This window comes from Candidatus Bathyarchaeota archaeon, assembly GCA_026014745.1.
Classification (GTDB): Archaea; Thermoproteota; Bathyarchaeia; order Bathyarchaeales; family Bathycorpusculaceae; genus Bathycorpusculum.
On record JAOZHS010000001.1, the window covers coordinates 599545 to 622605 of the forward strand.

The window sequence follows — 23061 nt, forward strand, 5'->3', positions numbered from 1 at the left end:
CGCTATAGACCCTAATGCCCCTGCATTCCTCAGACACTGAACACAGCAAGGACTCTAGTCTACCCCGTTCCCTATACGTCCCTGAGAAGGACCCGCGGGCGAATCTCCGAGAAATCGTTGACTCCATATTCTCAGACAAATTCATGATGGCGCTTTCCCTCATATTAGTGCCCATGATCGTGGTGCCCCTTTTTGTAGAACTAAACACTTCCGTGCTGGATTTTCTTGAAATTTGTGACTGGATTATTGTTTTGATCTTCGTTGTTGAATACGTATTAAAACTGTTTCTTGCTGCAGATCGCTGGAGGCACTTCAAATCTCCTTGGCATCTGGTAGATTTGTTGATTGTAGTTTTGCCCTTTGCCCAGTATATGCCAATGGTAAGCTTAAGCATAACAGGTTCTCCGTCGCTTCTGCTGCGGCTGTTACGGTTGCCTAGGGCAGTGGCTGTTGGCGGCAGAGCGGTTGCAGGTAGACGTCAAGGCAATAGCATAGCCTCAGAGAATCCTGTCAAAGGCCCTGAAACTGTGATTCATCAGGTTGACTCTGAGTTATCCGTAACGACCTTGACGTGGGAGGAATTAAAAACCCACATAACCGACGCGCATCATGAGGAATGGTTGGACATCCACTATATTTCCGATGAGGGCTTTGAGCGGTTAAGTAAGATTTTAGGTATAGCCGAACCTCACTTCAAAAGCGCTTTAGTCGACGAAATCTATCCTCACATTGACTATGTTCAGAAATCCTCTTTTATTTTCCTGCAATCAGGCCAAATTCAGTACCCCGAAAGCGCAGGTAGCTACCTGACGATTTCTCGCTCTGGCATCATCGTCGTATGCAACGGCACAAAAATAATCACAGTTTCCCGTCACAGCGTAGATTTGCTTGACCAAGTTATCTGTGCAGTGCAGCAATCTCAGCCAAAAGATGCCTTTGTGGTGCCTGTTCTCTACAAGATCCTAGAACATCGCCTTGACGATTACAAGTCTATTTTGGGTGAAATCGAACTGGAAGTATTAAAAATCGGTAACACACCACGCTCCAAATTGCCTAAAGATTTCTTGGAACGCATCTACCAATTGGATAAGGAGGTTTCTCGGTTAGTGTCTAATTTGGTCCATTTCAAAGACATGCTTAGCGTCATAACATCCAAGAAGGTACCGCTGGAAGGGTTTGACAGCGGCTCTGAAGAAGCGTTTCAGGTACTTCAGGAAGGTGCATCCTACCTTAACGAACTCTCCCACGATATGATCGATAACCTTCGCTCCATCATTGACCTCTACATAAATGAAACCTCATTTGAAACTAATCGAATACTCAAAATTCTCGCCGTCATCACAAGTATCTCGGTGATTCCCTCTGCTATCAGCGGCGTCATCGGCACTAACCTTTTGGATGTACCTTATGGTGCATATTTGTGGCAAGTTAGCTTCTTAATCGGTGTAGCTATGGTGTTTGTGGTCTATACTTTCTACAAGTTGGGTTGGCTCAAAACATAGATGCATCCAATTACATAGCGGGCGCTGTCATTGGTGCGGCTTTTTCTAGTGCCGGGTAAACCTTAAGGTGTGTCTCCCCGTTTTTGAAGTCAATCATCCCGTTCAAATCGGCTTTTGCTCCGTTGAGCCAGTTAAGCCTTGGCGAGTTTGTCATGCAGGTTACTTCGCCTATGATTGTGGCTTCCATTGGCCTCACCATTTGGCTTGTCCCTGCGCCCATCATCATTATGGTATCGCCTTCTTTTGTGTACTCCATTGCTTTAACTTGCCAACTGCTACTGCCATCCACCTTAAAAGTAGAATCAACAGTTTCCATGTGGCTTCCGTGGTATCTTCCTTTCATTTCGCCTGCCGAATTGAGTTGAATCTCTGCGCCGTTCGCGTTGAAGTCTTTGATGACTACTGAGCTGATTCTTTCTTTGATTTCGACTATAGGTTCTCTTTTTTCCAAAATTGACACCAAAAAATTGCCATTGCTCGGCGAATCTTATGGTTATGTGATTGCAGACTGATGCCAACAATACTTTTTGTTGGCGGTGATTCTCTAAGGGGGGTAGGTCTGTATTGGCGTTTTGAGCTTAAAAACACGCTAAAAATCTGTATACCGCAGGTTTGCTTAAGCAGACAAAATCAAATCCTTACAGACGCTCATCAAACGGGGTAACGTTTGGTCAGCTGTTCCGAAAGCTAAAATAAGACCGTGACAAAATTATAGCCACTTGAGGTAGAAGCAGAGCTTGTCATCAATTATCGAGGACCTCATTGCACGAAAAGTTTTCAATAACCGCGGAGAAGAAACCATAGAAGTCGACGTCATCACCACGGCAGGGTTCGGACGTTCAGCGGCTCCTGCAGGAAAAAGCAGAGGAAAAGCTGAAGTGGTTTACTATCCGCAAGGCGGCGTAGATGCAGCCATAAAAAAAGTGGACGATTTGATTGCCCCCGAGCTTGCGGGGCTAAACGCGGATTTCCAAGAAGAAATAGATAACACCCTTCACGAAATCGACGGAACAACCGATTTCAAAAACATCGGCGGAAACACCGCCTTCGCCGTCAGTCTCGCTAACGCGGAAGCAGCCGCCAACAGTCATGGTTTGCTTCTCTTCCAGTTTCTGGGTGGCAATGTAGCTAACACTTTGCCTTTTCCGTTAGGCAACTGCATAAGCGGCGGTGCCCATGCGCATGGCAAAGCCCCCGATATCCAAGAATACCTCGCCCTTCCTCATGGCGCGGAAAGTTTTCTGGAAGCCCAGACCGCTAACTCTCAAATTCACAAAAGAATCTGCGAGTCACTCCGCAAAAAAAACAGCAGCTTTAACGGTGGCAAAAGCGACGAAGGCGCCTGGATAGCCAACATCGACACTGACGATGCTTTTGAGATTATCGCTAAAGCATGCGAGGAAGTAGGCAACGAATTAGATTTCGAATGCGGCTTTGGCATTGATGTTGCGGCTTCTTCTTTTTGGAAGCCTAAAGAAGAGAAATATGTTTATGCTAATGAAGGCAAAAAACGCGACGCTGCCGAACAACTTGAATATATGCTCTCGCTTATTGAGAAGTATCATTTGGCGTATGTTGAAGACCCCTTTCAGGAAGACGACTTCGACAGTTTTGCAGAGTTAACCAAGAAGGCTAAGAATTGTTTGATTTGCGGAGACGATTTGTTCACGACCAATACTGAAAGGTTAAATAATGGAATTAAGATTAACGCTGGAAACGCCATCATCATCAAAGTCAACCAGATAGGCACTTTAACCGATGCAGCTGAAACAATAGAGACAGCCCAAAGTAACGGCTACACCGCCGTTGTGTCCCACCGGTCAGGCGACACCACCGATTGGCACATCGCGCATTTGGCTGTCGCGTACAGGTGTCCCATCATCAAAACAGGCGTAGTTGAAGGAGCTCGAATCGCAAAACTTAACGAGCTCATACGCATTGAACATTTCCTTGGCGATAGAGCCAAAATGGCTGACTTAAAAATACGCTAAAGAGAAGATGAACCTAATGTCAGAAGATGAAGTTAGAGAAAATCAACCTGAAGAAACCCAAGAGGAAACAGCAGAAGAGCTTCCCCAAGAAGAAACCGAGACAGTGGAAGAAGTAGAGGGAGTCACTGTTGAATCTGAAATGCCAACCGAAGAGGCTGAAGAAGAAATTGTAGAAACGGCACCTGAAGAGACCCTTCTTCTGCCTCGCGACACCCTGCTGTCCGCAGGTATCCACATTGGCACCCGCATGAAAACCCTCGACATGGAACCATTCATCTACCGCGTCCGCCCCGACGGCCTATTCGTCTTAGACGTCAAAAAAACTGACGACCGCATCCGCACCACCGCCAAATTCCTCTCACGCTATGAACCCAGCAAAGTTGCAGTAGCCGCAACCCGCCTCTACGCTCATGAACCAGTCAAAATGTTCTGCAAACTCACCGGTGCAACACCCCTCATAGGCAGATTTATCCCTGGCCAACTCAGCAACCCGCAATACAGCCACCGCGTTGACCCCGAAGTCATCGTTGTCTCTGACCCACGCGCAGACGCCCAAGCCGTCAAAGAAGCCAGCACAGTCGGCATACCCATCGTTGCACTATGCAGCACTGACAACGAATTCGCAGGCGTTGACTTAGTCATCCCAACCAACAACAAAGGTAGACGTGCACTTGCAGTCATATTCTGGCTATTAGCCCGCCAAATCCTCCGCGAACGTGGAGAATTAGCAGCCGATCGTGACCCACCAGTAGGCATCGAAGACTTTGAAGCCAAAGTAACACGCGAAGAGGAGGAGGAACCCTAAAGGGTTGCCGCCTATTCGGCGTCCCACCGTTGCAGGTCAATTTTATGCAGGTGACGCCGAAGCTCTTAAGGCACAACTATCCTCCTGTTTCCTGAGCAAACTTGGCCCAAAAAAACTACCTCAACCCAACCTTCACATGTACCCGCGTAAAATCGCGGGGTTAATTTGTCCCCACGCAGGCTACCTTTATTCGGGTCCCGTGGCGGCACATGCTTTTTATGAATTAGCCCTCGACGGGAAACCTGATACCGTTGTTCTGCTTGGCCCCAACCATACTGGTTATGGTAGTGGGTTAGCGTTGATGCGGCAGGGCGCTTGGCGGACGCCGCTGGGCGACATAGAAGTTGATACCAAATTAGCCGACGCTATACTGCAAGAAACCAGCATTGTTGATGTGGATGAAACTGCTCACCGTTTTGAGCATTCCATAGAAGTTCAATTGCCCTTCTTGCAGTTCCTCTACGGCAACACTTTCAAAATCGTTCCCATTTGTTTTTTGATGCAGGATTATGATTCCGCCTTCGAAGTGGGGCGGGCGCTCACCGAAGCCCTTGACGCCACAAACACCGTAGTCATTGCCTCTTCTGACATGACTCACTATGAACCCGCCGAGGAAGCCTCAGCCAAAGACCACCACGCACTGCAAGCCGTTATCGACATGGATGCCAAACGCTTCTACACGATCGTTGAGAACCAAAACATAACCGCCTGCGGATACGCACCCATAACTGCACTAATAACCTATGCGGTGGGTGCTGAGGTTAAGGAAGCCCAGCTTCTAAGCTACCATAACAGCGGAGACGTCACTGGTGATTCTTCGAGTGTCGTCGGGTACGCTGCGGTGGCATTCAAAAAATAATTCTGCCCCTTGTATGGTCGTAACAGCAGCCATTAGCCTCTAAACTGCTCCAAAAATCCATCAAAAAAAGCTTTAGTCTGCGCAATCTTCTCAATGGTTGTTCCCTGTGACAACTCCAATGTAATTGGGCCCTCATATCTAAAACTGCTTAACCCCTCCAGAAATGCAGATAACGCTGGCGTGGCTGCCGTGAAGGCTTTATGCGCTTTATTTGCCATGTGCACGTTACAGACGCGATTGCCATATTTCTCCAAAAGATTCTGTGTTTCTTTGGTTTCCAGCGCATGACACAAATCAAACGTAATCCCCATCGCCCCCTCTTCGTCAATGACGCCTAGTACCTCTTCGAGTTCCTCCACGTTTTTACCAAACCCCGTCGACGTGTAAGAAAGATTTTCCAACGCCAACTTGATGCCTAACTGCGCTGCAAAAGGCACGACCTCACCGAAAACCCCCCGTAAACATTGTTCACGCACCTGTCGCGGTAGCCGTTTGTCAACGTTGGAGTGCACAGTCATGACGGGGGCGCCTAGGGCGTGGGCGCATTCCAGCGAGATTTTGGCGTAATAGACGGCGCGGTGGACTTCGAGGGGGTCTTTGACGTGGAGGCTGGCGCAGTGATGTGTGAGGCAGTTTAGTCCTGTGGTTTTTAGGAGGCGTTGTTCGCGGTAGACGTCGGTGTCGTTTTCTTTCTGCACGATTTTCATGTTAAATTCTATGTTTCTAAACCCAAGCGTCACCACGGTTTGGAAGTTTTCTTCTAAACTAAGCCTGCTAAAAACCCCATTGGATAAACTTAACTTCATTTGTTCCCCTTCTGTTCACTTTTAATAGGATTGAAAGATAAAGGGATTAACGTGTTTTGCGAAGGAAAATTAGCGTAATTTTGTCTGCTTGCTCGGTCGCGCTGACTTTTTTGTAGCCAAGTTTTTCGTAGAGATAGATGTTTTTTAGGCTTTTATCTCCCGTAAATAACTCGAATTTGTGGCATAACGGAAATCTGCGTTCGATTTCTTTGAGTAGTTGGGTGGCGATGCCTTGATTTTGAAAGTTGGGGTGAACAATCAACCGCCCAACATGGCATGCATCATCTTTTTCTTCAACCCGAACCGAACCAACAATTTCGCCGTTAACTGTGGCTTTTAGGATAAGTTGTGTCTTGATTTTTGTTTCCAGTTCCTCCTGTGTCTCGAGGAGAGGCGGGATTTTGAAGTCGCCGTATCTTTCGGCTTCGCTTTGGAATGCAAGCCTCTGAACAGCTAAAATGTCATGTGCGTCTTCTACGTTAGCTTCTTCAATGCAGAATTCGACCATACCGACCCGCGTTTTTATTATCATCTTTTTTGGTTAATAAACATGGATTAGTTTTTTCTTCCATAAGGGTTAATTTCTCCAATCACCATTTCCCTTTTGATTCTCATGGAGGTTAAAGTTCGCTTTTTTACTGTGCTGCGAGAAACTGTTGGTAAACGTGAAGAAATCCTCAGCTTCCCCGACGACGCCAAAGTCACAGTAGACTCAGCCCTAAAGCTGCTGGCACAGAAATACGGTGCCGCCTTCAAAAATTACGTCTACGCTGAAACGGGGCAGCCTCGTGGCTTTTTGCAATTTCTAATCAATGGCGTCAGCACCCAAAACCTCGAAGGGTTAGAGACCGCGCTTGGGGGCGGCGATGTTTTAGCAATTCTCCCCCCCGTCGGCGGCGGCTAACACGACCTATTTGCAGCCTATTTGGATCATATTAGAAACTCTATGCAGAAACCTGAGAGGGGTAGGTCGCAACTGCTCATTACTTTCACTTTCCCCTCCACTTATCCGCAAGGTAGCTTCAGTGATGCCTTAAAAAGCCCAAACCGCCGTATGCATTTTCCCGTGAAATCGATGACCCAAAACCTGCTAGAAAAACCCGCAATCTCTCAGCCTTTATTCTCTTTAAATATGCCCCAAGTGGACGATTTATTTCCCGGCTTTGCACCAGGCGACTTCGCGGTCCTTTATGGGTCATCGGTGATGTCTTTAACTTCTCTGCTCTGTATACGCGCGCAGTTGCCTCCTCAACTTGGCGGTTTAGGCAGCAACGTAGTTTTTGTTGATGGCGGAAACAGTTTTCGCCTCTACAAAATCGCCCGTCTCGCCCAGCTTCACGAACTCAACCCAACCCGCGCGCTTGATCGCATCTTTATATCCCGCGCCTTCACCGCCCATCAATTAACCGCTCTGATAATTGAGAAACTCGAAGAAACCACAAAACGCTACAACGCTAAACTCGTCGTAATCTCTGACATCGCAGGCTTCTTCTTAGATAACGACCTTCCCCGCGAAGAAGCAGAAGTCATCTACAGCCAGATCATAGGTTATCTATCAGATTTCGCCAAAAAAACTCGCGCCATAGTCATCGCATCGTATATGTCATATGAAAATACCAAGCGTAACATGGTGCTGAAGGTAATGACGCAGGCTAAAACAGAGGTTGTGATGCGCTTTACCAAAACTTCTTGTGGGCGCGTGGTTGCGTTGGAGAAGCATCCGCGTTTTGTTTTAGGCGCCGTTGAGTTGCCGTCTGAAACTGTAACCTTAACTAACTTTATGCCCCAAGTCGGGGGCTGCTTGTCTTTTTCAATTAAAAGTTAACCAAACTTTTGCCCGTTACGGTTTTTGGCTATTGGGGTGATGTAAGCTTTTTTGGTTGCTTAAGGTAGGCTAAACTGTTAAAAGTAGCCTGGGTCGGGACGTTTGGTTTGTGTTTAGAGTTTTTTGCTGGGGAGTATTAGGTAAACTATAAATGGTTAACTGCACTTCAAAAACTGTACACCTCACGCGTTCGAATTGTTCCCTCGCACGGACAACCACTTAGTCGCTTAAGAGCAAAATCTTAGTTCTGATACGGAAAGCCATATAAATTGCTTTTACGTGTTTGATTGGCGCATCGGAGAAATTAAAATGCCAAAATGGGGATACTCAATAACGGAAACACTTGATCCAGAAAAAACAGCGAAAGCCAGCGGCAGAGAACTTAAGGTATCCCATAAAGCAGCACGCGAAGTCTGCAAAGCCGTCAAAGGCATGACGCTGACCCAATCCAAAGAATTCCTACGCGATGTGTTGGCAAAGAAAAAACCTGTGCCTTACACACGCTACATCAAGAAATTGGGCCACAAAGGCGGCATGCAAAAACGTTTCGTCGGCAGATACCCCATTAAAACCGCTGAACAAGTCCTCACTGTAATTCAAGCTGCCCAAGCTAATGCAGAAAACAAAGGCTTAGACGTTGACCGTCTACGTGTTATGCACGCAGCTGCATATCCAGGCATGAAACTCAAGCGTTACACGCCCAGAGCCCACGGCAGAGCTTCACCAAAATATGATATAACCACACATGTCGAAATCGTCCTCGACGAGAAACCGACTCAAGGAGAGCAGTAAATGAGCATTGTAAAACGTTTTATAACAGAATCCATCAAACGAACAGAAATTGATGAATTTTTACAGAAAAAGCTTGAACGCGCAGGATACGGTGGAGTAAACATCTCAAAAACCCCTCTGGGTACCCACGTCGTTATCTACGCTATGCGTCCCGGCTTAGTCATCGGCAGAGGCGGAGAAACCATCAAAGAACTTGCTGCAGCCCTTGATCAAAACTTCAAAGTAACCAATCCTCAAATATCTGTTTCAGAAATTGAGGTTCCCGAATTCAACGCTCACGTAATCGCTAACCGCGTTGCTTCAGCGTTGGAGAGAGGTGTTCACTTTAGGCGAGCAGGTTTCTGGGCACTCAACCAAGTTATGGAAGCAGGCGCCTTGGGCGCTGAAATCGTTATCAGCGGAAAACTAACCACTGAACGAGCTCGCTTCGAAAAGTTCCGTGCAGGTCACTATCCAATCGTCGGCGAACCAGCATTACGTGCTATGAAAACCGCCGAGGTCCATGTCCAACTAAAACCTGGAATGATAGGCGTCCGCGTCAAAATTATGCCTCCAGACGCATATTTCCCTGACAAAGTCAAGATCCTTGAAGCTGTGCCTGAAGAGGAACCTGAAATTGTCACTCAAACCGAAGCTGCACCAGCCCCCGCGCCAGCAGAACAAGCTCCACCAGCAGAGCCCAAGCCTGAACCAGAAGTTCAAGCCCCCGCAGTAGCTGAAGAGCCAAAACCTGAAGCTAAAGCTGAACCTGCACCCGAATCAAAACCTGAGGAGAAACAGTAAGATGGCAATTATGAGAATAAAAGAGATTGAAGCTCTCTCTGTTCAAGACCGCGAATACAAACTGGTCGATTTACGCGCTGAATTAGCTCGTATACGAACCATGGTGAACGCAGGCGGCGCAATCGAAGACCCCACAAGAATTCGGGCAATACGCAAAACCATCGCACAAATATTAACAGTGCAAAACGAAACCAAAATGGGTCTACGCAAAGCTCCCAAAGAACCTGAAAAGAAAGAAAAAGCCAAAAAAACCAAAGCTAAACAAACCACTGAGGAGCCCGCAACCCAATGATAATAACTCCTGACATTATCCGATACGAATTCATCGGCGCCCACGCCCAAGTCGCAAAAAGTCTTCACCGTGACTACATCGGTGTCGGCGGTCAAGTGATCGGCGAAACCAAGAACACATTCACCTTCCAAAACGAAGGCAAAACTCGAAGTGTAATCAAGGAATCCGCTATCTTTAACTTCCAATTTGACGATGGAACAATCGTCGAGATTGACGGTAAACTTTTAGTCGGCAGATCGGAAGATCGCCTCAAAAAAAGCGTAAAGAGGTTATGGTAACATGTCAATGACTTTCAAGCAACCCAAAAAGACCTGTGACGACCGTAACTGTCCATTCCACGGTGAACTATCAATTCGCGGCCGTGTATTGGAAGGCGTCGTCAAATCATCCAAGATGGACAAAACCGTAATCGTTGACCGAGAATTCATGCAATTCTCCTCCAAGTTCGTACGTTACGAACGTCGACGCGGACATATCCCATCACACAACCCCCCATGCATCGACGTTAAGGAAGGCGACCGCGTGAAAATCGTGGAATGCCGACCAATCAGCAAAACAGTCTCGTTTGTTGTTGTAGAAAAGCTAGGAGAGGAACGCTAAAATGTGTGCTGCGAAGGCAAAGCAAAGAGCCCTAACCGCAAAAGGTATGCTCTCTCACGGACAAAAAATCAGCCGTGGACTCCTTGCAGGCTCTGAAATGAAATGCGCAGATAACACTGGCGCTCGCGTCTTGCGTTTAATCCAGGCCATGGGTTACAAAGGCAGACTACGCCGATACCCCTCAGCAACAGTCGGTGACAAAGTCACTGTATCTGTTCGTCAAGGCTCTCCAGATATGCGCAAAAAAATCTTCCAAGCAGTCATCGTTCGCCAAAGAAAATCTTTCCGACGCATCGATGGTGTCTGGGTACAATTTGAAGATAACGCAGCAGTCATTATCACTCCTGAAGGCGAAATGAAAGGCTCCGAAATCCGCGGGCCAGTTGCAAGAGAAGCAGCTGAAAGATGGCCCCGTATTGCAAGTGCCTCCAGCATAATAGTATAGGTGTAAAATATGCAAACCACTAATCGTGTAAAGAATCCGCGCAAACAGCGCAAAATGGTTTTCAATGCTCCGGCTCACTTACGCCACAAAATGATGGCGGCGCCTCTCTCCACTGAGCTTGCCGCTTCTCGAGGCGCAAAAACCATGCCCGTACGGAAAGGCGACACCGTTCGCATTCTCCGTGGCGACAACAAAGGCTTCGAAGGTAAAGTTTCACGTGTTGACCTCAAAACATACCGAATCTACATTGAAGGTTTAACACGGGAAAAAGTGGACGGAACAAACATTTTCCTCCCAGTTCATCCCTCTAAAGTCCAGATACGCAACCTCAACTTGGACGATAAATGGCGCAAAAACATCCTCTCACGCAAACAGGCTCCTGAGAAACCAACAAAAGAAGACAAAGCCAAAGCAAAAGCCGCAAAGAAAGCAGCCAAAAAAGCTGAGGAACCTGTAGAGGAAGAAGCCGCTCCAGAAGAAGTCGAAGAAGTTGCCTCTGAAGAAGAAGCCCCTGAAGAGACCGCTGCAACCGAAACAGAAGAACCAAAAGCAGCACCTAAAGGGCGAACCAAAAAAACCTCTAAAGGAGACCAATAAGTATGGGTAAAAAAGGAAAAACTGCAAGGCTGAAACGTAAGCCAGCACCAGCATTCTGGCCAATTCACCGCAAAGAATTACCGTGGGTAGCAAAACCTTCCTCAGGTTCACATTCACTGGAGAACTGCCTGCCCCTAACCCTTGTCTTACGTGACATTTTAGGTGTAGCTCAAACAAGAAAAGAAGGTCAACTAATCTTAGCTCAAGGCAAAGTCTTGGTTAACGGTAAAGTCCGCAAAAAAGACGATAGCCCAGTTGGCTTAATGGATGTCATATCCATGCCTGACATGAACGCTTACTACCGCGTTTTGCCTTCACACAAAGGATTAGTTCTCTCAGCAATCAGCAAAGAGGACTCCGCTGCAACCCTCTGCAGAGTAGATGACAAAACCGCTGTCCATAACGGCGTCCAAATTGCTCTCCACGACGGTTCCAACATGCTAATCAAAATCGCTGACCCCAAAAACCCCATTGAAGTCACTTACGAAACATTCGACATCCTAAAAATCACGCTCCCAGAGAAACAAGTTGTTGCAACCTTGAAAACCAAAGAGGGCAACTTAGCAGTTATCACTGGCGGAAAAAACATCGGCAAACAAGGTAAAATCGTCGAAATAGAAAAGACTGAAGCTAAGAAACGTCGGCAAGCCCTAGTTGTCATTGAAGACGCACAGGGTCAACGTTACCAAACTATCCTAGACTTCGTTTTCTCAATCGGTGAAACCGCGCCGATCATCAAAACCTTGGAGGAATCTGTAGTTGTCTGAGGACGAAGCATTCATTCAATCTTGGGAAGATCACCCGATGCGTAAGCCACGTATCGAAAAGGTTGTTGTCAACCTCAACGTTGGCAAGTCAGGTGAACCCCTAGAAAAAGCTAACCGTGTACTCAAAGAAATCACCGGTCAAACCCCCGTTAAAAAGAAAGCCAAAAAAACCATCCGAGACTTCGGTATCCGTGAAGGAGAATCCATCGCTGTCGTCGTAACCCTGCGCAAACAACCCGCACTTGACTTCCTCAAAAAAGTCTTGCCTGTTGTTGACAACAAGGTTTCAAAACGCGCTTTTGATGACCGGGGAAACTTTGCTTTCGGCCTCAAAGAACACATCGACATTCCCGGCGTAAAATATGACCCTGAAATCGGCATCTTCGGTATGGATGTCTGCGTAACCGTCAACCGCCCAGGTCAACGCATAAAGATTCGCAAACGCGCCAGTACACCGGTTGGTCCAAAGCACCTCTTAACACCCGAAGAATCAATCGTCTTCGTGAAACAAACTCTAGGAGTCGAAATCGTCTAAAAGAGTGTGAATGTATGGGAAAACAGCAAGTTAAGAAAGAACGAAAATACGGCAAAGGTTCACGTCCATGTGTAAGATGCGGATCGTATGGTCCAGTCATCAGACGTTACGATTTATATTTATGCAGGACATGTTTTAGAGAGGCCGCACCGAAATTAGGATTCAAAAAATATGAGTAGGAGCTAAAAGAAGAACAATGGACACTTTAACGAATGGTTTGGTAACCATCATAAATAACGAGACACGCAACAAACGCGAATGCATCATTAGCCCTGCCTCTAAACTTTTGGGGCGTGTCCTACGCATCATGCAACTTAACGGTTACATAGGCGAATTCGAATTCATAGACGATGGTCGCCAAGGCAAATTCAAAGTCCAACTCCTCGGAAGAATAAACAAATGTGGCTCTGTGAAACCACGTTTCGCAGTAAAATCCACAGAATACGAGGATTGGGAAAAGAAATTCCTGCCATCACGCGACGTCGGCATTATGGTTGTTTCAACATCCAAAGGCGTCATCGCGCACAAGGATGCTGAAGAGAAAAACGTTGGAGGAAGGCTTTTAGCCTTCGTGTACTAAGGAGAGTAACTTTATGCGGCTTCCAGAAATAACAAAAATTGTTCAAGTTCCCGACGACGTAAACGTAACTGTAGCCAATAAGAAAGTTACCGTCAAAGGTGCAAAGGTTTCCTTAACCCGCGACTTCTCCTATGTGTCAATCGCCATTGAAAGCGAAGGCAAAAACGTACGCATCTCCGCTAAATGGCCCCGCAAAAAAGAAGCCGCCCTTGTAGGAACCATCTACTCCCACATAAACAACATGATTGTAGGAGTAACAAAAGGCTACACGTACAAAATGAAAATCGTGTTCTCCCACTTCCCAATAACCGTGAAACTCCAAGGCAGAAACGTCTTGATTGAAAACTTCACTGGCGAACGCAGACCCCGACTCGTAAAAATCTTAGGCGACGTAAAAGTCAAAATCGAAACCGACGACATCATCATATCTGGCAACAATCTTGAAGAAGTCAGCCAAACCGCAGCAAACATCGAACAATCCACTAAAGTCAGACGAAAAGACCCCCGTGTCTTCCTTGACGGCATCTACGTATTTGAAAGAAATGAAGGAATGGCATAATGACCGAAAAGAAATCCTCACCCTCACGCAAAGCACTCCGAATCAGAGAACGCTCACGCAACAAGAAACCCAAGTTTGTACGTGCAGAAAGCTGGCGGTTCGACCGCTTCAGCACATCCTGGCGTAGACCTCGTGGGTTAGACAACAAAATCCGCCGAAAAATCCTAGGTTGGCCTCCAGGACCCAGTATGGGTTATAAAGGACCAAAAGTCGCCCGATATCTGCATCCATCAGGTTACAAGGAAGTCCTTGTTTACAACGTAGAAGACCTCGCCAAGATCGATGTTGCCACCCAAGCGGCACGCATAGCACACACTGTTGGCAAACGAAAGCGCGCTGATATTGTTGCGAAAGCCGAAGAGCTCAACATTAAAATCTTGAACGTTCCAATCTCCGAGGAAGAAACCGAAGAGGTTGAAGAAGAGGAAACTGAAGGCGAAGAAACCGCGGAAGAAGCCAAAGAAGCTGAAGAAACCGAAACCGAAGAAACGGAAGAAGCGCCTGAAGAGAAACCCAAAAAAGAAAAGAAACCCGCCAAAGAAACAAAAAAGAAAGAAGAAAAAGCGGTAAAATCTAAAGCTAAACCCAAAAAGGGAGACAAGAAACAATGACAAACTTATCTGGTCAAAGACGCCTAGCCGCGCAGATTCTCAAAGTTGGCCAAAACCGCGTTTGGATAGATCCCCTACGCATGGACGACGTTGAAGGCGCAATTACACGTGAAGAAGTCCGAAAACTCATTCACGAGAGAGCTATAGTTTCTTTGCCTGTGGTAGGCGTTAGCCGCTCAAGAGCTAAATCTATTCAAGGCAAAAAGCGTCAGGGTAGACGTAGCGGACCTGGCAGCGTTACAGGTGCGAGTTTTGCAAGACTTACCCAGAAACAAGCTTGGATGCTCAAGATTCGTTCATTACGCCGCAAGCTCCGTGAACTCAAAGCAAGCCGCGTCATAACTGAAGACACCTATACTATATATTATAGGATGGCTGGCAGTGGTCGCTTTGACTCTATCGCTGACTTGGAACGTAACTTAAAAGAACATGACCTATGGAGGAAACGTTAGATGGCAAAAAGTAGCAATTACCGAGTACAACTCAGACGCAGACGGGAAGGCAAAACCGATTATCAAGCCCGCAAAGCTATGGTAATTTCCGGCATACCCCGACTCGTTACCCGCGCATCAATCCGCAATGTAACCGCCCAAATAATAATCGCAAAAGCCACGGGCGACCAAGTCTTAGCTGCAGCTAACAGCCGCGAACTTGTAAAGAACTTCGGTTGGAAAGCCTCCACAGGTAACATCCCCGCAGCTTACCTTACAGGTTTACTCTGCGGTCTGAAAGCCAAAACCAACGGCATAGAAAAAGCAATCCTTGACATAGGACTGGTTACTCCAACTAAAGGTCACCGAACCTTTGCAGTACTCAAAGGCGTCGTTGATGCAGGCGTTGAGATTCCCTACAGCGAAGAAAAAATCGTTAAGGAACGCATCCAAGGTACCCACATCTCTAAATATGCAAAAACTTTGGGTGTCGGCTCCGAGGAATATGCTGCAAAATTCTCAAAGTATGCTGCTGCAGGTGTTGCCCCTGAAAAGATGGGTGAGCACATCAGTAAAGTGAAAGCTGACCTGGTGGGTTCATTTAAAGGCGTAACAGTCGCTGTTGAAGAAGCTGCAGATGAGGAAGAGGAAGAAGAATTCGAGGAATTCGAAGAAGAACCCGAAGAAGCTCCAAAGCCCGCAAAAGCGAAGGCTTCCGCAAAAGAGAAAGCCTCCAAAGCTGAAGCTAAAGCAGCACCCAAAGAAAAAGTAACCAAAGAAAAAGCCGAAAAGGTTGCACCTAAAGAGAAAGCCGCTCCAAAAGAGAAGGCGTCCAAAGAAAAAGCGCCAAAAGAAAAGGCACCCAAGAAAGGTGAAAAGAAAGAATGAGTAACAGACAAAGAGATAGATCACGAGACAGCGAAAGAAGAGCCCAAAGCTTAGAACAATGGGTTCCAAAAACCCGCCTCGGTAAAATGGTTCAAGAAGGCAAAATAACAACCATCGAAGATGTCTTCCTTTCAGGCATAAAAATCAGTGAACCTCAAATCGTTGACTCCCTAATCCCTGACCTACAAGAAGAAGTCATTAACGTTAACCTAGTCCAGAAACAAACTGACGCAGGCGAAAAAAGCCGCTTCAAAGCAATCGTCGCAGTCGGAAACAGAGACGGCTACATCGGCTTAGGAAACGGAAAAGCTAGTCAAGTCCGCAACGCAATCGAGAAAGCAGCAGCAAACGCACGCCTAAACATCGTACCTGTAAAACGTGGATGCGGTAGTTGGGAATGCGGATGCGGCAAACCTCACTCAGTGCCCTTCCAGGTGGAAGGCAAATGCGGCGGGGTCCGTGTTGTTATCGTACCTGGTCCAAGAGGCTTAGGCTTGGTTTCCAGCGAAGTCGCCAAAGTCATCTTAGGCTTAGCCGGCGTAAAAGACCTCTGGATGCGAAGCTACGGCTCAACTCGAACTGTTCCATCATATGCCTGCGCAATCTTTGACGGCTTAACAAAAACCTACAACTTAATCACCACAACCGATTGGGTGAAGTAAAATGGCACAAAAATCTGAAGAATGCAAATGCATAGTCGCGGTTCGTGTTCGCGGAACCGTTAGTGCACACCGTGAAACACGCGAAACCCTTGACCTCCTTCATTTAGGTCACACCAACCACGCCATACTCATTGATGACCGCCCATCCTACAAAGGCATGCTTCAACGTGTAAGCAACTACGTAACTTGGGGTGAACCCACAAAAGAAACCGTGGCGTTTATGCTCCAGAAACGTGGACGGCTTGCAGGCGACAAAAAGTTCACCGACGAATACCTCCAGAAAGCCGGATTCCAAAGCATCGATGACCTCGCAGCAGCTCTTATCGCATGTAAAGTTCAATACAGCAAACTTCCCGATGTGGAACCACGCTTCAAGTTGCATCCGCCCAGCAAAGGCTACAAGGGTAAAACCAAGAAAGGCTTCAAAGCAGGCGGCGAAGCAGGCTACCGCGGCGAAGCTATCAACGAACTCGTCAACCGCATGGTTTAATCCAGCGGCTCAACTTTATTTTTTGTCTTTTTAGAATTCAGTTTTCTGTTACTATCTGCTATGTTTTCCTAAAAAAGGAAGAATTTAGTTTGTGTTTTCGAAGTTTGGTTCAAGTCTGCGGCTTTTGGGGAACACGATAGACTCGGCGATGTAATCTTTGTGTTTTGTGGGTTTTATTGTGCCTGCAAAGTTTTTCTTTGTGAGGTATGTTGCGATTGATTGTTTGGAGCGGTAGATGAAGGCGTAGTAGGAGCCTGATATGCCCATGAGGAATCCGCTAAACCATAGTGGCGCGACGAAAAAGAAGAAGTAAAAGTTCCATACGTCTACTGCGCCTATCAATGGTATATAGATGGGTGGTGGGTAGGTCATGTTGGTCCAGTAGAAGCAGCCCAACATGAAGTCTAGCGTGTTAAAGCCAAGGCCTGTCATGATGATGGCTACAAAGAATGCTGTGACTAATAGTAGGATGTGTTTTGGGGTTCGGTGGAAGTTGAGGAATGAGGACATGGCAAATCCGGTTGCTAAGCCTCCTATGGCTAAGGTGGCTAACCCAAAGATACTATACGCGTATTGGGCTTCCATAACAATGTAGTTGTTCATGTGCCACAAGAAAGTGGCGTCTTTGCCGTACCAGTCAGCGCCGATTACGACGCCGATGTAGAGGCTGTATAATAACATAATGACGCTTATGGTTAGCGTTATCCATAGGGCAATTCGTCCCCTCATGTTTCTCCCTTTCCGTCGTATGGTCATGCATCATTATTCTTTAAACGTTTCTGAAGAATAATATGAAATTCTCGCGCGTTTGTAAGATATCAAACGGTAACTTGTTGTGCATTTGATTTTTCTCATTATGCATTACAGGACAAATGTTTGATATCTTTACAACAAGCGTTAAATAAAACTTCAAGTACATCAGCCACGGTGAAAGCATGGATAAATGGGCTGATTACCTAATCTCTTCAGTACGTTCTGGCCCCACACCAAACCGCATCGACTGCGTCGAAGTGCACTCTGACTTCGGCTGCGTCGTTTGTGAAAACAAGATTCTCTCCCGCGCGGAAGTAATTGCTGACATCAAAAAAGGCACCCGATACGTAACCATCTTCAAAACGCCCATGGGTAAATGGCGCAGAGGCGAAACCGTTCACCTCGTCACCATCAACGGCGAAGAGTACCTAAGAATAGACGAAAACGAGGAAGCATCTGATAACTTCGAAAACACTCCCGAGTTCTAAGCGCACCTAGCTTACTCCATATTCAGGCTATGGGCTATTCAAATCAAGAAAGCCTTATACAATAAATCAGGTTGTCTTATTGGGGGAATCCTCTATTAGTTTAGAGCCCCGGCAAAAACAGAATCGAATAGTTTTAACCTGCGAATTAATCGGTATAGTTATCATCATAATCTTGGGGTCTCTTCTGCACTTCACTTATGAAGGGTCCGGCGGCAACTTGGTTGTCGGGGTTTTCTCGGCGGTTAACGAAAGCATTTGGGAACACCTCAAACTCGCCTTTTGGCCCACCATGCTCTACGCATTACTTGAGTATTTGCCCGTAAGGCGGTTTGTTCATAATTTTGTTTTAGCCAAAACTGTAGCCGTCTATGTGATGGTTTCCTTAATCCCTGCCATATTTTACACCTACACCCTCGTAACGGGGGAGAGTATTCTTGCGATAGACATTGCTTCCTTCATAGTTGCAGTTGTCGTGGGGCAACTGATAAGCTACAAACTCCTAATCAGCCGAGCGTTTGATCGGAAACTTAACTGGGTCGCCCTGTTCTTTTTGGTGTTTTTGGCAGTGGTTTTTGTGGTCTTCACTTTTGTGCCTCCTCAAGCTGCCCTATTTCAAGATCCACTTACAGGAACCTACGGCGTCTCCCAATAGCTCCTTTTTTCGATGTAATTTCATAAAACCTTAAATTGTGCCTCCCTCTCAAGAAACCCCGAAGCAACATGGCCTATGTACGCAACTCAAAAGAAAGCTTAGAAATCGATTACGCAATAGAACTGCTCTGGAAAGCTCTCCCTACAGTCGTGAAAAAGCTGGAGTGGGCTATAGAAGAAAAAGACGACACCCAGCACAAAGCAAAACTAAAAACCAAATCAGGCTTCATGTCTTATAGCACCGTCCTAGTCGTTAAAGCTGAATCTTTGGATGAAAATAAAACCAAGATGACTATCAACGCTGAAACTCCTGTAACCACCATAACCGCGATGGTTGATGTGGGGCGCACCAGAGACCGAGTTGAAACCTTCATTATTGAACTCGCAAACTGTATGGAGAAGAAAACTAAAAGCGGCAACAAAAAATAGGCTGCCTGTTTTTCCATAACTCTAATATCTGCCCAGTCATCGCATGTTAATTATGATTCGCGCCGTTTTTATGGGGGACAACAGTGAAAGACCTGTTACGGCAGAGGAGTTGTCCACGTTGCCTGTATCGAACGTTTGGCTTGAAGTTGTGGACCCAACTGACGCCGAGTTAGACGCGGTTGCTGCTACAGTTCATGTGCCTGTTACTTTTTTGCGTTTGCCCAAAAACGGCGGCGTTGTGGAGTTGCGTGTAGAAGAAGGTTATGGTATCATCGATTTTTTGGTCATGGCTGATGTGGTTTCCACCAAGAAGGCTTACCCTATTGTTTTGGTGTTTTCCAAAAAATTTTTAGTAACTGTTTCAAAAAAAGAAATTCAACCAGTCATTAACCTTGCTAAGGAACGTATGAGTAAGACCAAAAATGATCCTCCTGCTCAGGTAACCTATTTTATCATAGATGAAATCGTCGCAAACCATTATGTAGATATTGAGAAGTTGGAGACCTTAACGGCTAAAATGGAGGAGGAAGTGGTTGAGAAAGCTTCCTCAGAGACTCTAAAACGCATTTTTAAACTCAAAACCAACATGGTTCGCTTCAACAAGATTCTCTGGTACGAACGAAGTCTCATTTTTAATCTTCGCAGATGTAGTGACGCCTGCATGGATGCTAAGTATCGTAGCCTCTTTGACATAACCCACGAGGATTTAACCCGCCAAATAGACATCGTTGAAACCTACCGCGAAATCCTCTCTGACGCCATAAACGTCTATCTCTCGTCCATCTCTAACAAAATCAACCTTTCAATTCAAGCCTTAACCGTCGTCATATTCTACTTGACGATTATCACTACCGTAACTTCCTTCCCCAATACTGTAGCCACCTTCTTTGGAATCTCCCAATTCGGAAACACCCACTTTGGCATCGTTATAATTGCCCTGTTGCTTTCGATTGTGTTGCCGTTTGTGTGGTTATGGCGCAAGAAGTGGCTCAAACCCAAACCCGTCGGATAAAAAACCAGTATCCTCTCCTTGGAAGGTGGTCACATGGAAAGAACATCTCCATCGTTTGCCTATAAAGGCAGAAGTTTAGGCGTTATAGTTTTGGTAGCGGCGCAAATCCTCATCGGAGTCATCCATGTTGCTTCGGGGCTTTGGATGTTAACCTACGAGTTTAGCGTCGGCACCCAAACCCTGCTAACCTACGACATCTATACAATAGTGTTTGGGGTGTTGACGCTTGGGTTTGCGGTTCTGGTTTGGCAACAGAAACGTCTCGGACTCTACGGCACCGTTGCGGTTTCGGTTTTTGTTGTGGTTGCTGATTCTTTGACGATTCTAAATTTGCCTAGCATACCAGGTATTCCCAAGTTGGCGGGTGTTTTTGAAATCTCTTACAGCGTTATCATAATACTCTACCTGCTTCAGGCGGGTGTGCGTGAAAAGTTTAGGTAGGCTCGCCTATGGTATGGTGGCGTTGTTGGGTAATCCGCGACTCTCCCAATATCCAAGGTAATCAGGGTTGTCGCTGACCTCGATTTGTGTAACCCATTTTATCCATTTGTAACCGTATTGACTCTCCGCGACAAGTTGGAAGGGGAATCCGCGTTCAGGTGGCAGGGTGATATCGTTGACTTTGTATGCGAGCAGAATCTGGTTGTCGGCTATGTAGCTGAGCGGCAGCGCGGTGGAGTAATTGTCGGAGGCATAAAATATCACTGTGGTCGCGTTGGAGTCCACTCCTGCATGCTCAAGCAAATCTGAAACTAACACGCCTTCCCAGAGAATCTTAGCCGACCAACCCTCAACACAATAAAGCGTCACTACCTTTTGGTAGCTTGGAAAATCGTTTAGGACTTGGTCATAGGTGTACTCAGCGGTCTGGTTTACTTTGCCACTGATTTGGAGGCGATAGGTGGAGCCGTTTATGTATTGTATGCCTTTGACGGTGTTTTCTCTAATGTCGCCGACAGAGGAGAGGTCTTCGCCTTTGTACTCGCGGACTTCGGCGGGGTAAAGCATGCTGGATTGGCTGCTCTGTAAAACCACCGTTACCACAATCAACCCTAAAACCACGAGGATTAGACTGATTGCAATGCCTTTGACTGACTGCTTTGCTTTCTCCATGAGCCGTTCGTTACTTCAAGGAAAACTGGGGGCTTTAAAGATACCTAAAAAATCCGTTTTGATTTGCCTGAAATCTTTTTTGCAGATTTGCGCTTTCGGTTTTGGCTGAGGGTCAGTTAGAGGAGTCTACCCCTCCTTTTTTTTGGCGGGGTTTTCTACTGGTTTTCAACATGTTAATGGGTGGTTTCTGCGTCAATAGTGACCTACCCCTCTATAGTTTCTGCATAGAACCACTAATAGGATCCAAATAGGCTGCAAATAGGTTCGTTGACAACAAAAGAAAGAGTGAACACAGCAGTTGAAACACCTCAAAATGCACTTTCAACTTTAGATTCAAAAAATGCACCCTACAAGCTTCAGACCCAAATTTATCGTGTTTCATGACTATAGTCCCATATTTGAGTCAATAACTTAATATTAACCCGTGAACTTTTCAGGGCGATAAACGGCGGCAATCATTGGTTTGCCAGACTCGCTGGTGCAGATCGATTTTGCAAAATCACGTTTACAACTAAATTGGAGTATCAAGAATTGAAAATTGAAGTTCTCGGAGGAGCCAGAGAAGTCGGCGGCTCCTGCATTTCTATTGAATCCGACTCATGCAAAGTTGCGCTAGATTACGGCACCAAACTAGACGAGGAACCTAAAAAGTTACCCCGCGATTTCGACGCCGTTATCATTAGCCACGCTCATCTTGACCACACGGGCAGTCTCCTTAGTTTATGTAAAAAAAACAGCCCCACTATCGTCGGCTCAGACATAACCCGCGATGTAACCGTTGATTTACTTCACGACATGGTTAACATCCAAACCCAAAACGGCAACACAGAATTCGACGACAGCACCGCTGAAAAAGTGCGTGATTGCTGGTGGAGTCGTGACTCCGTAGCCTTGCCCGGTATGAAGATTAATTTGCAGTCTGCGGGGCATGTGGCTGGCGCAAAAATCACAAGTCTCGAAGCCGAAAAGAAACGAGTCGTCTACACTGGCGACTTCTGTCTTCACAACACCGAAATCTTGCAGGGTTGCAAGATGGAGGCTTTACCCAAAAAACCCGACGTCTTGATTATGGAGTGCACTTATGGCGGTAAGGTTAGACCTCCTCGGGAAGAGTTGATTGATGATTTCATTCGGGAAATGCTTACCACCATGCAGCACCACGGCAACATCCTAATCCCAACTTTTGCGTTTCACCGTAGCCAAGAAATGGCTAAACGCATCGACACCGCCATCGAACGCGGCATTCTCCCCAAATATCACGTCTACACCATATCCAACATCGCCCAAAAAATCAACGGTTACTACAACCTAAACAAAGGCTTATTCACCAAAGAAATCAAACAACAGAAAAACCCCTTCAACTACCGCCACGTCAAGCACCTTTACCGCACCAGCCAAATTCAAGAACCCGCCATAGTTATCTGCACTTCCGGGTTTGGTCACGCAGGCGCCAGCCTAAGATTGCTTAAAGATTGGTCCGGGAGTAAAGACAACGCCGTTATCTTAACTTCAGGGTATCTACCCCCCGACAGCCCCCTCAAACAAGCCAAGGAAGAGGGCTTCTTCAAAACCGACGAAGAAACCTACACAGTAAACGCGGCAGTACGCCAAATTGAGCTTTCAGGACACGCAGACCAAAATGAACTCGTCAAATTCGTCAATAAACTTAAACCTAAACAGACGATTCTGGTGCACGGCGACCTCGAACAGGCAGAATTACTCTCAGAGAAAATCTCGGGCATAACCGATGTCTGCATCCCCAAACAAAACGAAGTCATAGACGCCTAACCCAGAA

General features: G+C 46.5%; 31 protein-coding genes and 3 pseudogenes. 29 read left to right on the forward strand and 5 right to left on the reverse strand.

The window, feature by feature from the left end; translation table 11 throughout:
* Window positions 1-14: 14 nt before the first annotated feature.
* Entirely contained in the window at window positions 15-1502 is a 1488-nt protein-coding gene (locus tag NWE92_03260) for an ion transporter (protein MCW4028650.1), read from the forward strand.
* Window positions 1503-1512: 10 nt separating this feature from the next.
* Here NWE92_03260 and NWE92_03265 read toward each other — a convergent pair whose 3' ends face one another.
* Window positions 1513-1953, reverse strand: a complete 441-nt coding sequence (locus NWE92_03265; protein MCW4028651.1) for a hypothetical protein — start codon at window positions 1951-1953, stop codon at window positions 1513-1515.
* 286 nt (window positions 1954-2239) lie between these two features.
* Between NWE92_03265 and NWE92_03270 the strand changes: the two genes are divergently transcribed.
* From NWE92_03270 to amrB, 3 genes are read left to right on the forward strand one after another with little or no spacing between them, the layout of a single operon-like run.
* On the forward strand, window positions 2240-3493 hold the full coding sequence (locus NWE92_03270) for a phosphopyruvate hydratase (GenBank protein MCW4028652.1): 1254 nt from the start codon (window positions 2240-2242) through the stop codon (window positions 3491-3493).
* 16 nt (window positions 3494-3509) lie between these two features.
* Window positions 3510-4298 carry a 30S ribosomal protein S2 gene (rpsB, locus tag NWE92_03275; GenBank protein ID MCW4028653.1) on the forward strand — a complete coding sequence of 263 codons (789 nt, stop codon included), beginning with the start codon at window positions 3510-3512 and terminating at the stop codon, window positions 4296-4298.
* Window positions 4299-4302: 4 nt separating this feature from the next.
* Window positions 4303-5157 (forward strand): AmmeMemoRadiSam system protein B, encoded by an 855-nt coding sequence (amrB, locus tag NWE92_03280; protein ID MCW4028654.1) that lies wholly within the window; start codon window positions 4303-4305, stop codon window positions 5155-5157.
* Window positions 5158-5189: 32 nt separating this feature from the next.
* Here amrB and NWE92_03285 read toward each other — a convergent pair whose 3' ends face one another.
* Both NWE92_03285 and NWE92_03290 read right to left on the reverse strand, forming a co-directional pair.
* Window positions 5190-5963 carry a sugar phosphate isomerase/epimerase gene (locus NWE92_03285; GenBank protein ID MCW4028655.1) on the reverse strand — a complete coding sequence of 258 codons (774 nt, stop codon included), beginning with the start codon at window positions 5961-5963 and terminating at the stop codon, window positions 5190-5192.
* Window positions 5964-6009: 46 nt separating this feature from the next.
* Entirely contained in the window at window positions 6010-6495 is a 486-nt protein-coding gene (locus tag NWE92_03290) for a GNAT family N-acetyltransferase (GenBank protein MCW4028656.1), read from the reverse strand.
* 81 nt (window positions 6496-6576) lie between these two features.
* On the opposite strand from NWE92_03290, the gene NWE92_03295 reads away from it, so the two are divergent.
* From NWE92_03295 to NWE92_03385, 19 genes and pseudogenes are all read left to right on the forward strand, one after another.
* Window positions 6577-6867 (forward strand): MoaD/ThiS family protein, encoded by a 291-nt coding sequence (locus NWE92_03295; GenBank protein MCW4028657.1) that lies wholly within the window; start codon window positions 6577-6579, stop codon window positions 6865-6867.
* Between the two features lie 228 nt (window positions 6868-7095).
* Window positions 7096-7788, forward strand: coding sequence for a hypothetical protein (locus NWE92_03300; GenBank protein MCW4028658.1), 693 nt, complete (start codon window positions 7096-7098; stop codon window positions 7786-7788).
* Between the two features lie 309 nt (window positions 7789-8097).
* Complete coding sequence (locus tag NWE92_03305; protein MCW4028659.1) at window positions 8098-8580, forward strand: 50S ribosomal protein L22; 483 nt, start codon at window positions 8098-8100, stop codon at window positions 8578-8580.
* Entirely contained in the window at window positions 8581-9363 is a 783-nt protein-coding gene (locus NWE92_03310) for a 30S ribosomal protein S3 (protein ID MCW4028660.1), read from the forward strand.
* A gap of 1 nt (window position 9364) precedes the next feature.
* Complete coding sequence (gene rpmC, locus NWE92_03315; GenBank protein MCW4028661.1) at window positions 9365-9655, forward strand: 50S ribosomal protein L29; 291 nt, start codon at window positions 9365-9367, stop codon at window positions 9653-9655.
* Window positions 9652-9933 carry a ribonuclease P protein subunit gene (locus NWE92_03320; GenBank protein ID MCW4028662.1) on the forward strand — a complete coding sequence of 94 codons (282 nt, stop codon included), beginning with the start codon at window positions 9652-9654 and terminating at the stop codon, window positions 9931-9933. Before rpmC ends, NWE92_03320 begins: the two co-directional genes overlap by 4 nt.
* 1 nt (window position 9934) lies before the next feature.
* Complete coding sequence (locus tag NWE92_03325; GenBank protein ID MCW4028663.1) at window positions 9935-10255, forward strand: 30S ribosomal protein S17; 321 nt, start codon at window positions 9935-9937, stop codon at window positions 10253-10255.
* A 46-nt stretch (window positions 10256-10301) separates the two neighbouring features.
* Window positions 10302-10700, forward strand: coding sequence for a 50S ribosomal protein L14 (locus tag NWE92_03330; protein MCW4028664.1), 399 nt, complete (start codon window positions 10302-10304; stop codon window positions 10698-10700).
* Between the two features lie 9 nt (window positions 10701-10709).
* A pseudogene (gene rplX, locus NWE92_03335) lies at window positions 10710-11072 on the forward strand (50S ribosomal protein L24).
* A gap of 227 nt (window positions 11073-11299) precedes the next feature.
* Complete coding sequence (locus NWE92_03340) at window positions 11300-12064, forward strand: 30S ribosomal protein S4e (GenBank protein ID MCW4028665.1); 765 nt, start codon at window positions 11300-11302, stop codon at window positions 12062-12064.
* On the forward strand, window positions 12057-12599 hold the full coding sequence (locus NWE92_03345; GenBank protein ID MCW4028666.1) for a 50S ribosomal protein L5: 543 nt from the start codon (window positions 12057-12059) through the stop codon (window positions 12597-12599). The genes NWE92_03340 and NWE92_03345 overlap by 8 nt, the downstream gene beginning before the upstream one ends.
* Window positions 12600-12613: 14 nt before the next feature.
* Window positions 12614-12778, forward strand: coding sequence for a 30S ribosomal protein S14 (locus NWE92_03350; protein MCW4028667.1), 165 nt, complete (start codon window positions 12614-12616; stop codon window positions 12776-12778).
* 17 nt (window positions 12779-12795) lie between these two features.
* Complete coding sequence (locus tag NWE92_03355; GenBank protein MCW4028668.1) at window positions 12796-13179, forward strand: 30S ribosomal protein S8; 384 nt, start codon at window positions 12796-12798, stop codon at window positions 13177-13179.
* Between the two features lie 13 nt (window positions 13180-13192).
* Window positions 13193-13738, forward strand: a complete 546-nt coding sequence (locus NWE92_03360) for a 50S ribosomal protein L6 (GenBank protein ID MCW4028669.1) — start codon at window positions 13193-13195, stop codon at window positions 13736-13738.
* Window positions 13738-14130 (forward strand): annotated as a pseudogene (locus tag NWE92_03365) (50S ribosomal protein L32e). The gene NWE92_03360 and the pseudogene NWE92_03365 overlap by 1 nt, the downstream one beginning before the upstream one ends.
* Before the next feature lie 215 nt (window positions 14131-14345).
* Window positions 14346-14801, forward strand: a complete 456-nt coding sequence (locus tag NWE92_03370) for a 50S ribosomal protein L19e (GenBank protein MCW4028670.1) — start codon at window positions 14346-14348, stop codon at window positions 14799-14801.
* Window positions 14802-15389 (forward strand): annotated as a pseudogene (locus NWE92_03375) (50S ribosomal protein L18).
* Window positions 15390-15664: 275 nt separating this feature from the next.
* The gene (locus NWE92_03380; GenBank protein ID MCW4028671.1) at window positions 15665-16330 is read left to right on the forward strand and encodes a 30S ribosomal protein S5; all 666 of its coding nucleotides are present in this window, start codon (window positions 15665-15667) and stop codon (window positions 16328-16330) included.
* 1 nt (window position 16331) lies between these two features.
* Window positions 16332-16820 carry a 50S ribosomal protein L30 gene (locus tag NWE92_03385; GenBank protein MCW4028672.1) on the forward strand — a complete coding sequence of 163 codons (489 nt, stop codon included), beginning with the start codon at window positions 16332-16334 and terminating at the stop codon, window positions 16818-16820.
* An 84-nt stretch (window positions 16821-16904) separates the two neighbouring features.
* Here NWE92_03385 and NWE92_03390 read toward each other — a convergent pair whose 3' ends face one another.
* Complete coding sequence (locus NWE92_03390) at window positions 16905-17549, reverse strand: hypothetical protein (protein ID MCW4028673.1); 645 nt, start codon at window positions 17547-17549, stop codon at window positions 16905-16907.
* A 206-nt stretch (window positions 17550-17755) separates the two neighbouring features.
* Between NWE92_03390 and NWE92_03395 the strand changes: the two genes are divergently transcribed.
* The 5 genes from NWE92_03395 (at window position 17756) to NWE92_03415 (ending at window position 20594) form a co-directional block, all read left to right on the forward strand.
* Window positions 17756-18061, forward strand: coding sequence for a DUF3892 domain-containing protein (locus NWE92_03395; GenBank protein MCW4028674.1), 306 nt, complete (start codon window positions 17756-17758; stop codon window positions 18059-18061).
* A 79-nt stretch (window positions 18062-18140) separates the two neighbouring features.
* Window positions 18141-18713 (forward strand): DUF6512 family protein, encoded by a 573-nt coding sequence (locus tag NWE92_03400; GenBank protein MCW4028675.1) that lies wholly within the window; start codon window positions 18141-18143, stop codon window positions 18711-18713.
* Window positions 18714-18781: 68 nt separating this feature from the next.
* Complete coding sequence (locus NWE92_03405) at window positions 18782-19141, forward strand: hypothetical protein (GenBank protein ID MCW4028676.1); 360 nt, start codon at window positions 18782-18784, stop codon at window positions 19139-19141.
* 52 nt (window positions 19142-19193) lie between these two features.
* Window positions 19194-20153, forward strand: a complete 960-nt coding sequence (locus NWE92_03410; protein ID MCW4028677.1) for a magnesium transporter CorA family protein — start codon at window positions 19194-19196, stop codon at window positions 20151-20153.
* Window positions 20154-20186: 33 nt separating this feature from the next.
* Window positions 20187-20594, forward strand: a complete 408-nt coding sequence (locus tag NWE92_03415; GenBank protein MCW4028678.1) for a hypothetical protein — start codon at window positions 20187-20189, stop codon at window positions 20592-20594.
* A 6-nt stretch (window positions 20595-20600) separates the two neighbouring features.
* On the opposite strand, the gene NWE92_03420 is transcribed toward NWE92_03415, so the two are convergent.
* Window positions 20601-21266: a molybdopterin-dependent oxidoreductase gene (locus NWE92_03420; GenBank protein MCW4028679.1), complete on the reverse strand. Its 666-nt coding sequence runs from the start codon at window positions 21264-21266 to the stop codon at window positions 20601-20603.
* A 531-nt stretch (window positions 21267-21797) separates the two neighbouring features.
* Here NWE92_03420 and NWE92_03425 point away from each other — a divergent pair.
* Entirely contained in the window at window positions 21798-23054 is a 1257-nt protein-coding gene (locus tag NWE92_03425) for an MBL fold metallo-hydrolase (protein MCW4028680.1), read from the forward strand.
* The last annotated feature ends 7 nt before the right edge of the window (window positions 23055-23061 follow it).

Bases quoted from the DNA above. Each gene is read 5' to 3' on its own strand.
- NWE92_03305 (MCW4028659.1), top strand. From the start codon at position 8,098: ATGCCAAAATGGGGATACTCAATAACGGAAACACTTGATCCAGAAAAA.
- NWE92_03420 (MCW4028679.1), bottom strand. From the start codon at position 21,266: ATGGAGAAAGCAAAGCAGTCAGTCAAAGGCATTGCAATCAGTCTAATC.
- NWE92_03300 (MCW4028658.1), top strand. From the start codon at position 7,096: ATGCCCCAAGTGGACGATTTATTTCCCGGCTTTGCACCAGGCGACTTC.
- NWE92_03325 (MCW4028663.1), top strand. From the start codon at position 9,935: ATGTCAATGACTTTCAAGCAACCCAAAAAGACCTGTGACGACCGTAAC.
- NWE92_03310 (MCW4028660.1), top strand. From the start codon at position 8,581: ATGAGCATTGTAAAACGTTTTATAACAGAATCCATCAAACGAACAGAA.
- NWE92_03290 (MCW4028656.1), bottom strand. From the start codon at position 6,495: ATGATAATAAAAACGCGGGTCGGTATGGTCGAATTCTGCATTGAAGAA.
- rpmC (MCW4028661.1), top strand. From the start codon at position 9,365: ATGGCAATTATGAGAATAAAAGAGATTGAAGCTCTCTCTGTTCAAGAC.
- NWE92_03360 (MCW4028669.1), top strand. From the start codon at position 13,193: ATGCGGCTTCCAGAAATAACAAAAATTGTTCAAGTTCCCGACGACGTA.
- NWE92_03330 (MCW4028664.1), top strand. From the start codon at position 10,302: ATGCTCTCTCACGGACAAAAAATCAGCCGTGGACTCCTTGCAGGCTCT.
- NWE92_03295 (MCW4028657.1), top strand. From the start codon at position 6,577: ATGGAGGTTAAAGTTCGCTTTTTTACTGTGCTGCGAGAAACTGTTGGT.
- NWE92_03415 (MCW4028678.1), top strand. From the start codon at position 20,187: ATGGAAAGAACATCTCCATCGTTTGCCTATAAAGGCAGAAGTTTAGGC.
- NWE92_03350 (MCW4028667.1), top strand. From the start codon at position 12,614: ATGGGAAAACAGCAAGTTAAGAAAGAACGAAAATACGGCAAAGGTTCA.
- NWE92_03405 (MCW4028676.1), top strand. From the start codon at position 18,782: ATGGCCTATGTACGCAACTCAAAAGAAAGCTTAGAAATCGATTACGCA.
- NWE92_03340 (MCW4028665.1), top strand. From the start codon at position 11,300: ATGGGTAAAAAAGGAAAAACTGCAAGGCTGAAACGTAAGCCAGCACCA.
- NWE92_03380 (MCW4028671.1), top strand. From the start codon at position 15,665: ATGAGTAACAGACAAAGAGATAGATCACGAGACAGCGAAAGAAGAGCC.
- NWE92_03395 (MCW4028674.1), top strand. From the start codon at position 17,756: ATGGATAAATGGGCTGATTACCTAATCTCTTCAGTACGTTCTGGCCCC.
- NWE92_03410 (MCW4028677.1), top strand. From the start codon at position 19,194: ATGATTCGCGCCGTTTTTATGGGGGACAACAGTGAAAGACCTGTTACG.
- NWE92_03370 (MCW4028670.1), top strand. From the start codon at position 14,346: ATGACAAACTTATCTGGTCAAAGACGCCTAGCCGCGCAGATTCTCAAA.
- NWE92_03385 (MCW4028672.1), top strand. From the start codon at position 16,332: ATGGCACAAAAATCTGAAGAATGCAAATGCATAGTCGCGGTTCGTGTT.
- NWE92_03320 (MCW4028662.1), top strand. From the start codon at position 9,652: ATGATAATAACTCCTGACATTATCCGATACGAATTCATCGGCGCCCAC.
- NWE92_03390 (MCW4028673.1), bottom strand. From the start codon at position 17,549: ATGAGGGGACGAATTGCCCTATGGATAACGCTAACCATAAGCGTCATT.
- NWE92_03285 (MCW4028655.1), bottom strand. From the start codon at position 5,963: ATGAAGTTAAGTTTATCCAATGGGGTTTTTAGCAGGCTTAGTTTAGAA.
- rpsB (MCW4028653.1), top strand. From the start codon at position 3,510: ATGTCAGAAGATGAAGTTAGAGAAAATCAACCTGAAGAAACCCAAGAG.
- NWE92_03260 (MCW4028650.1), top strand. From the start codon at position 15: ATGCCCCTGCATTCCTCAGACACTGAACACAGCAAGGACTCTAGTCTA.
- NWE92_03355 (MCW4028668.1), top strand. From the start codon at position 12,796: ATGGACACTTTAACGAATGGTTTGGTAACCATCATAAATAACGAGACA.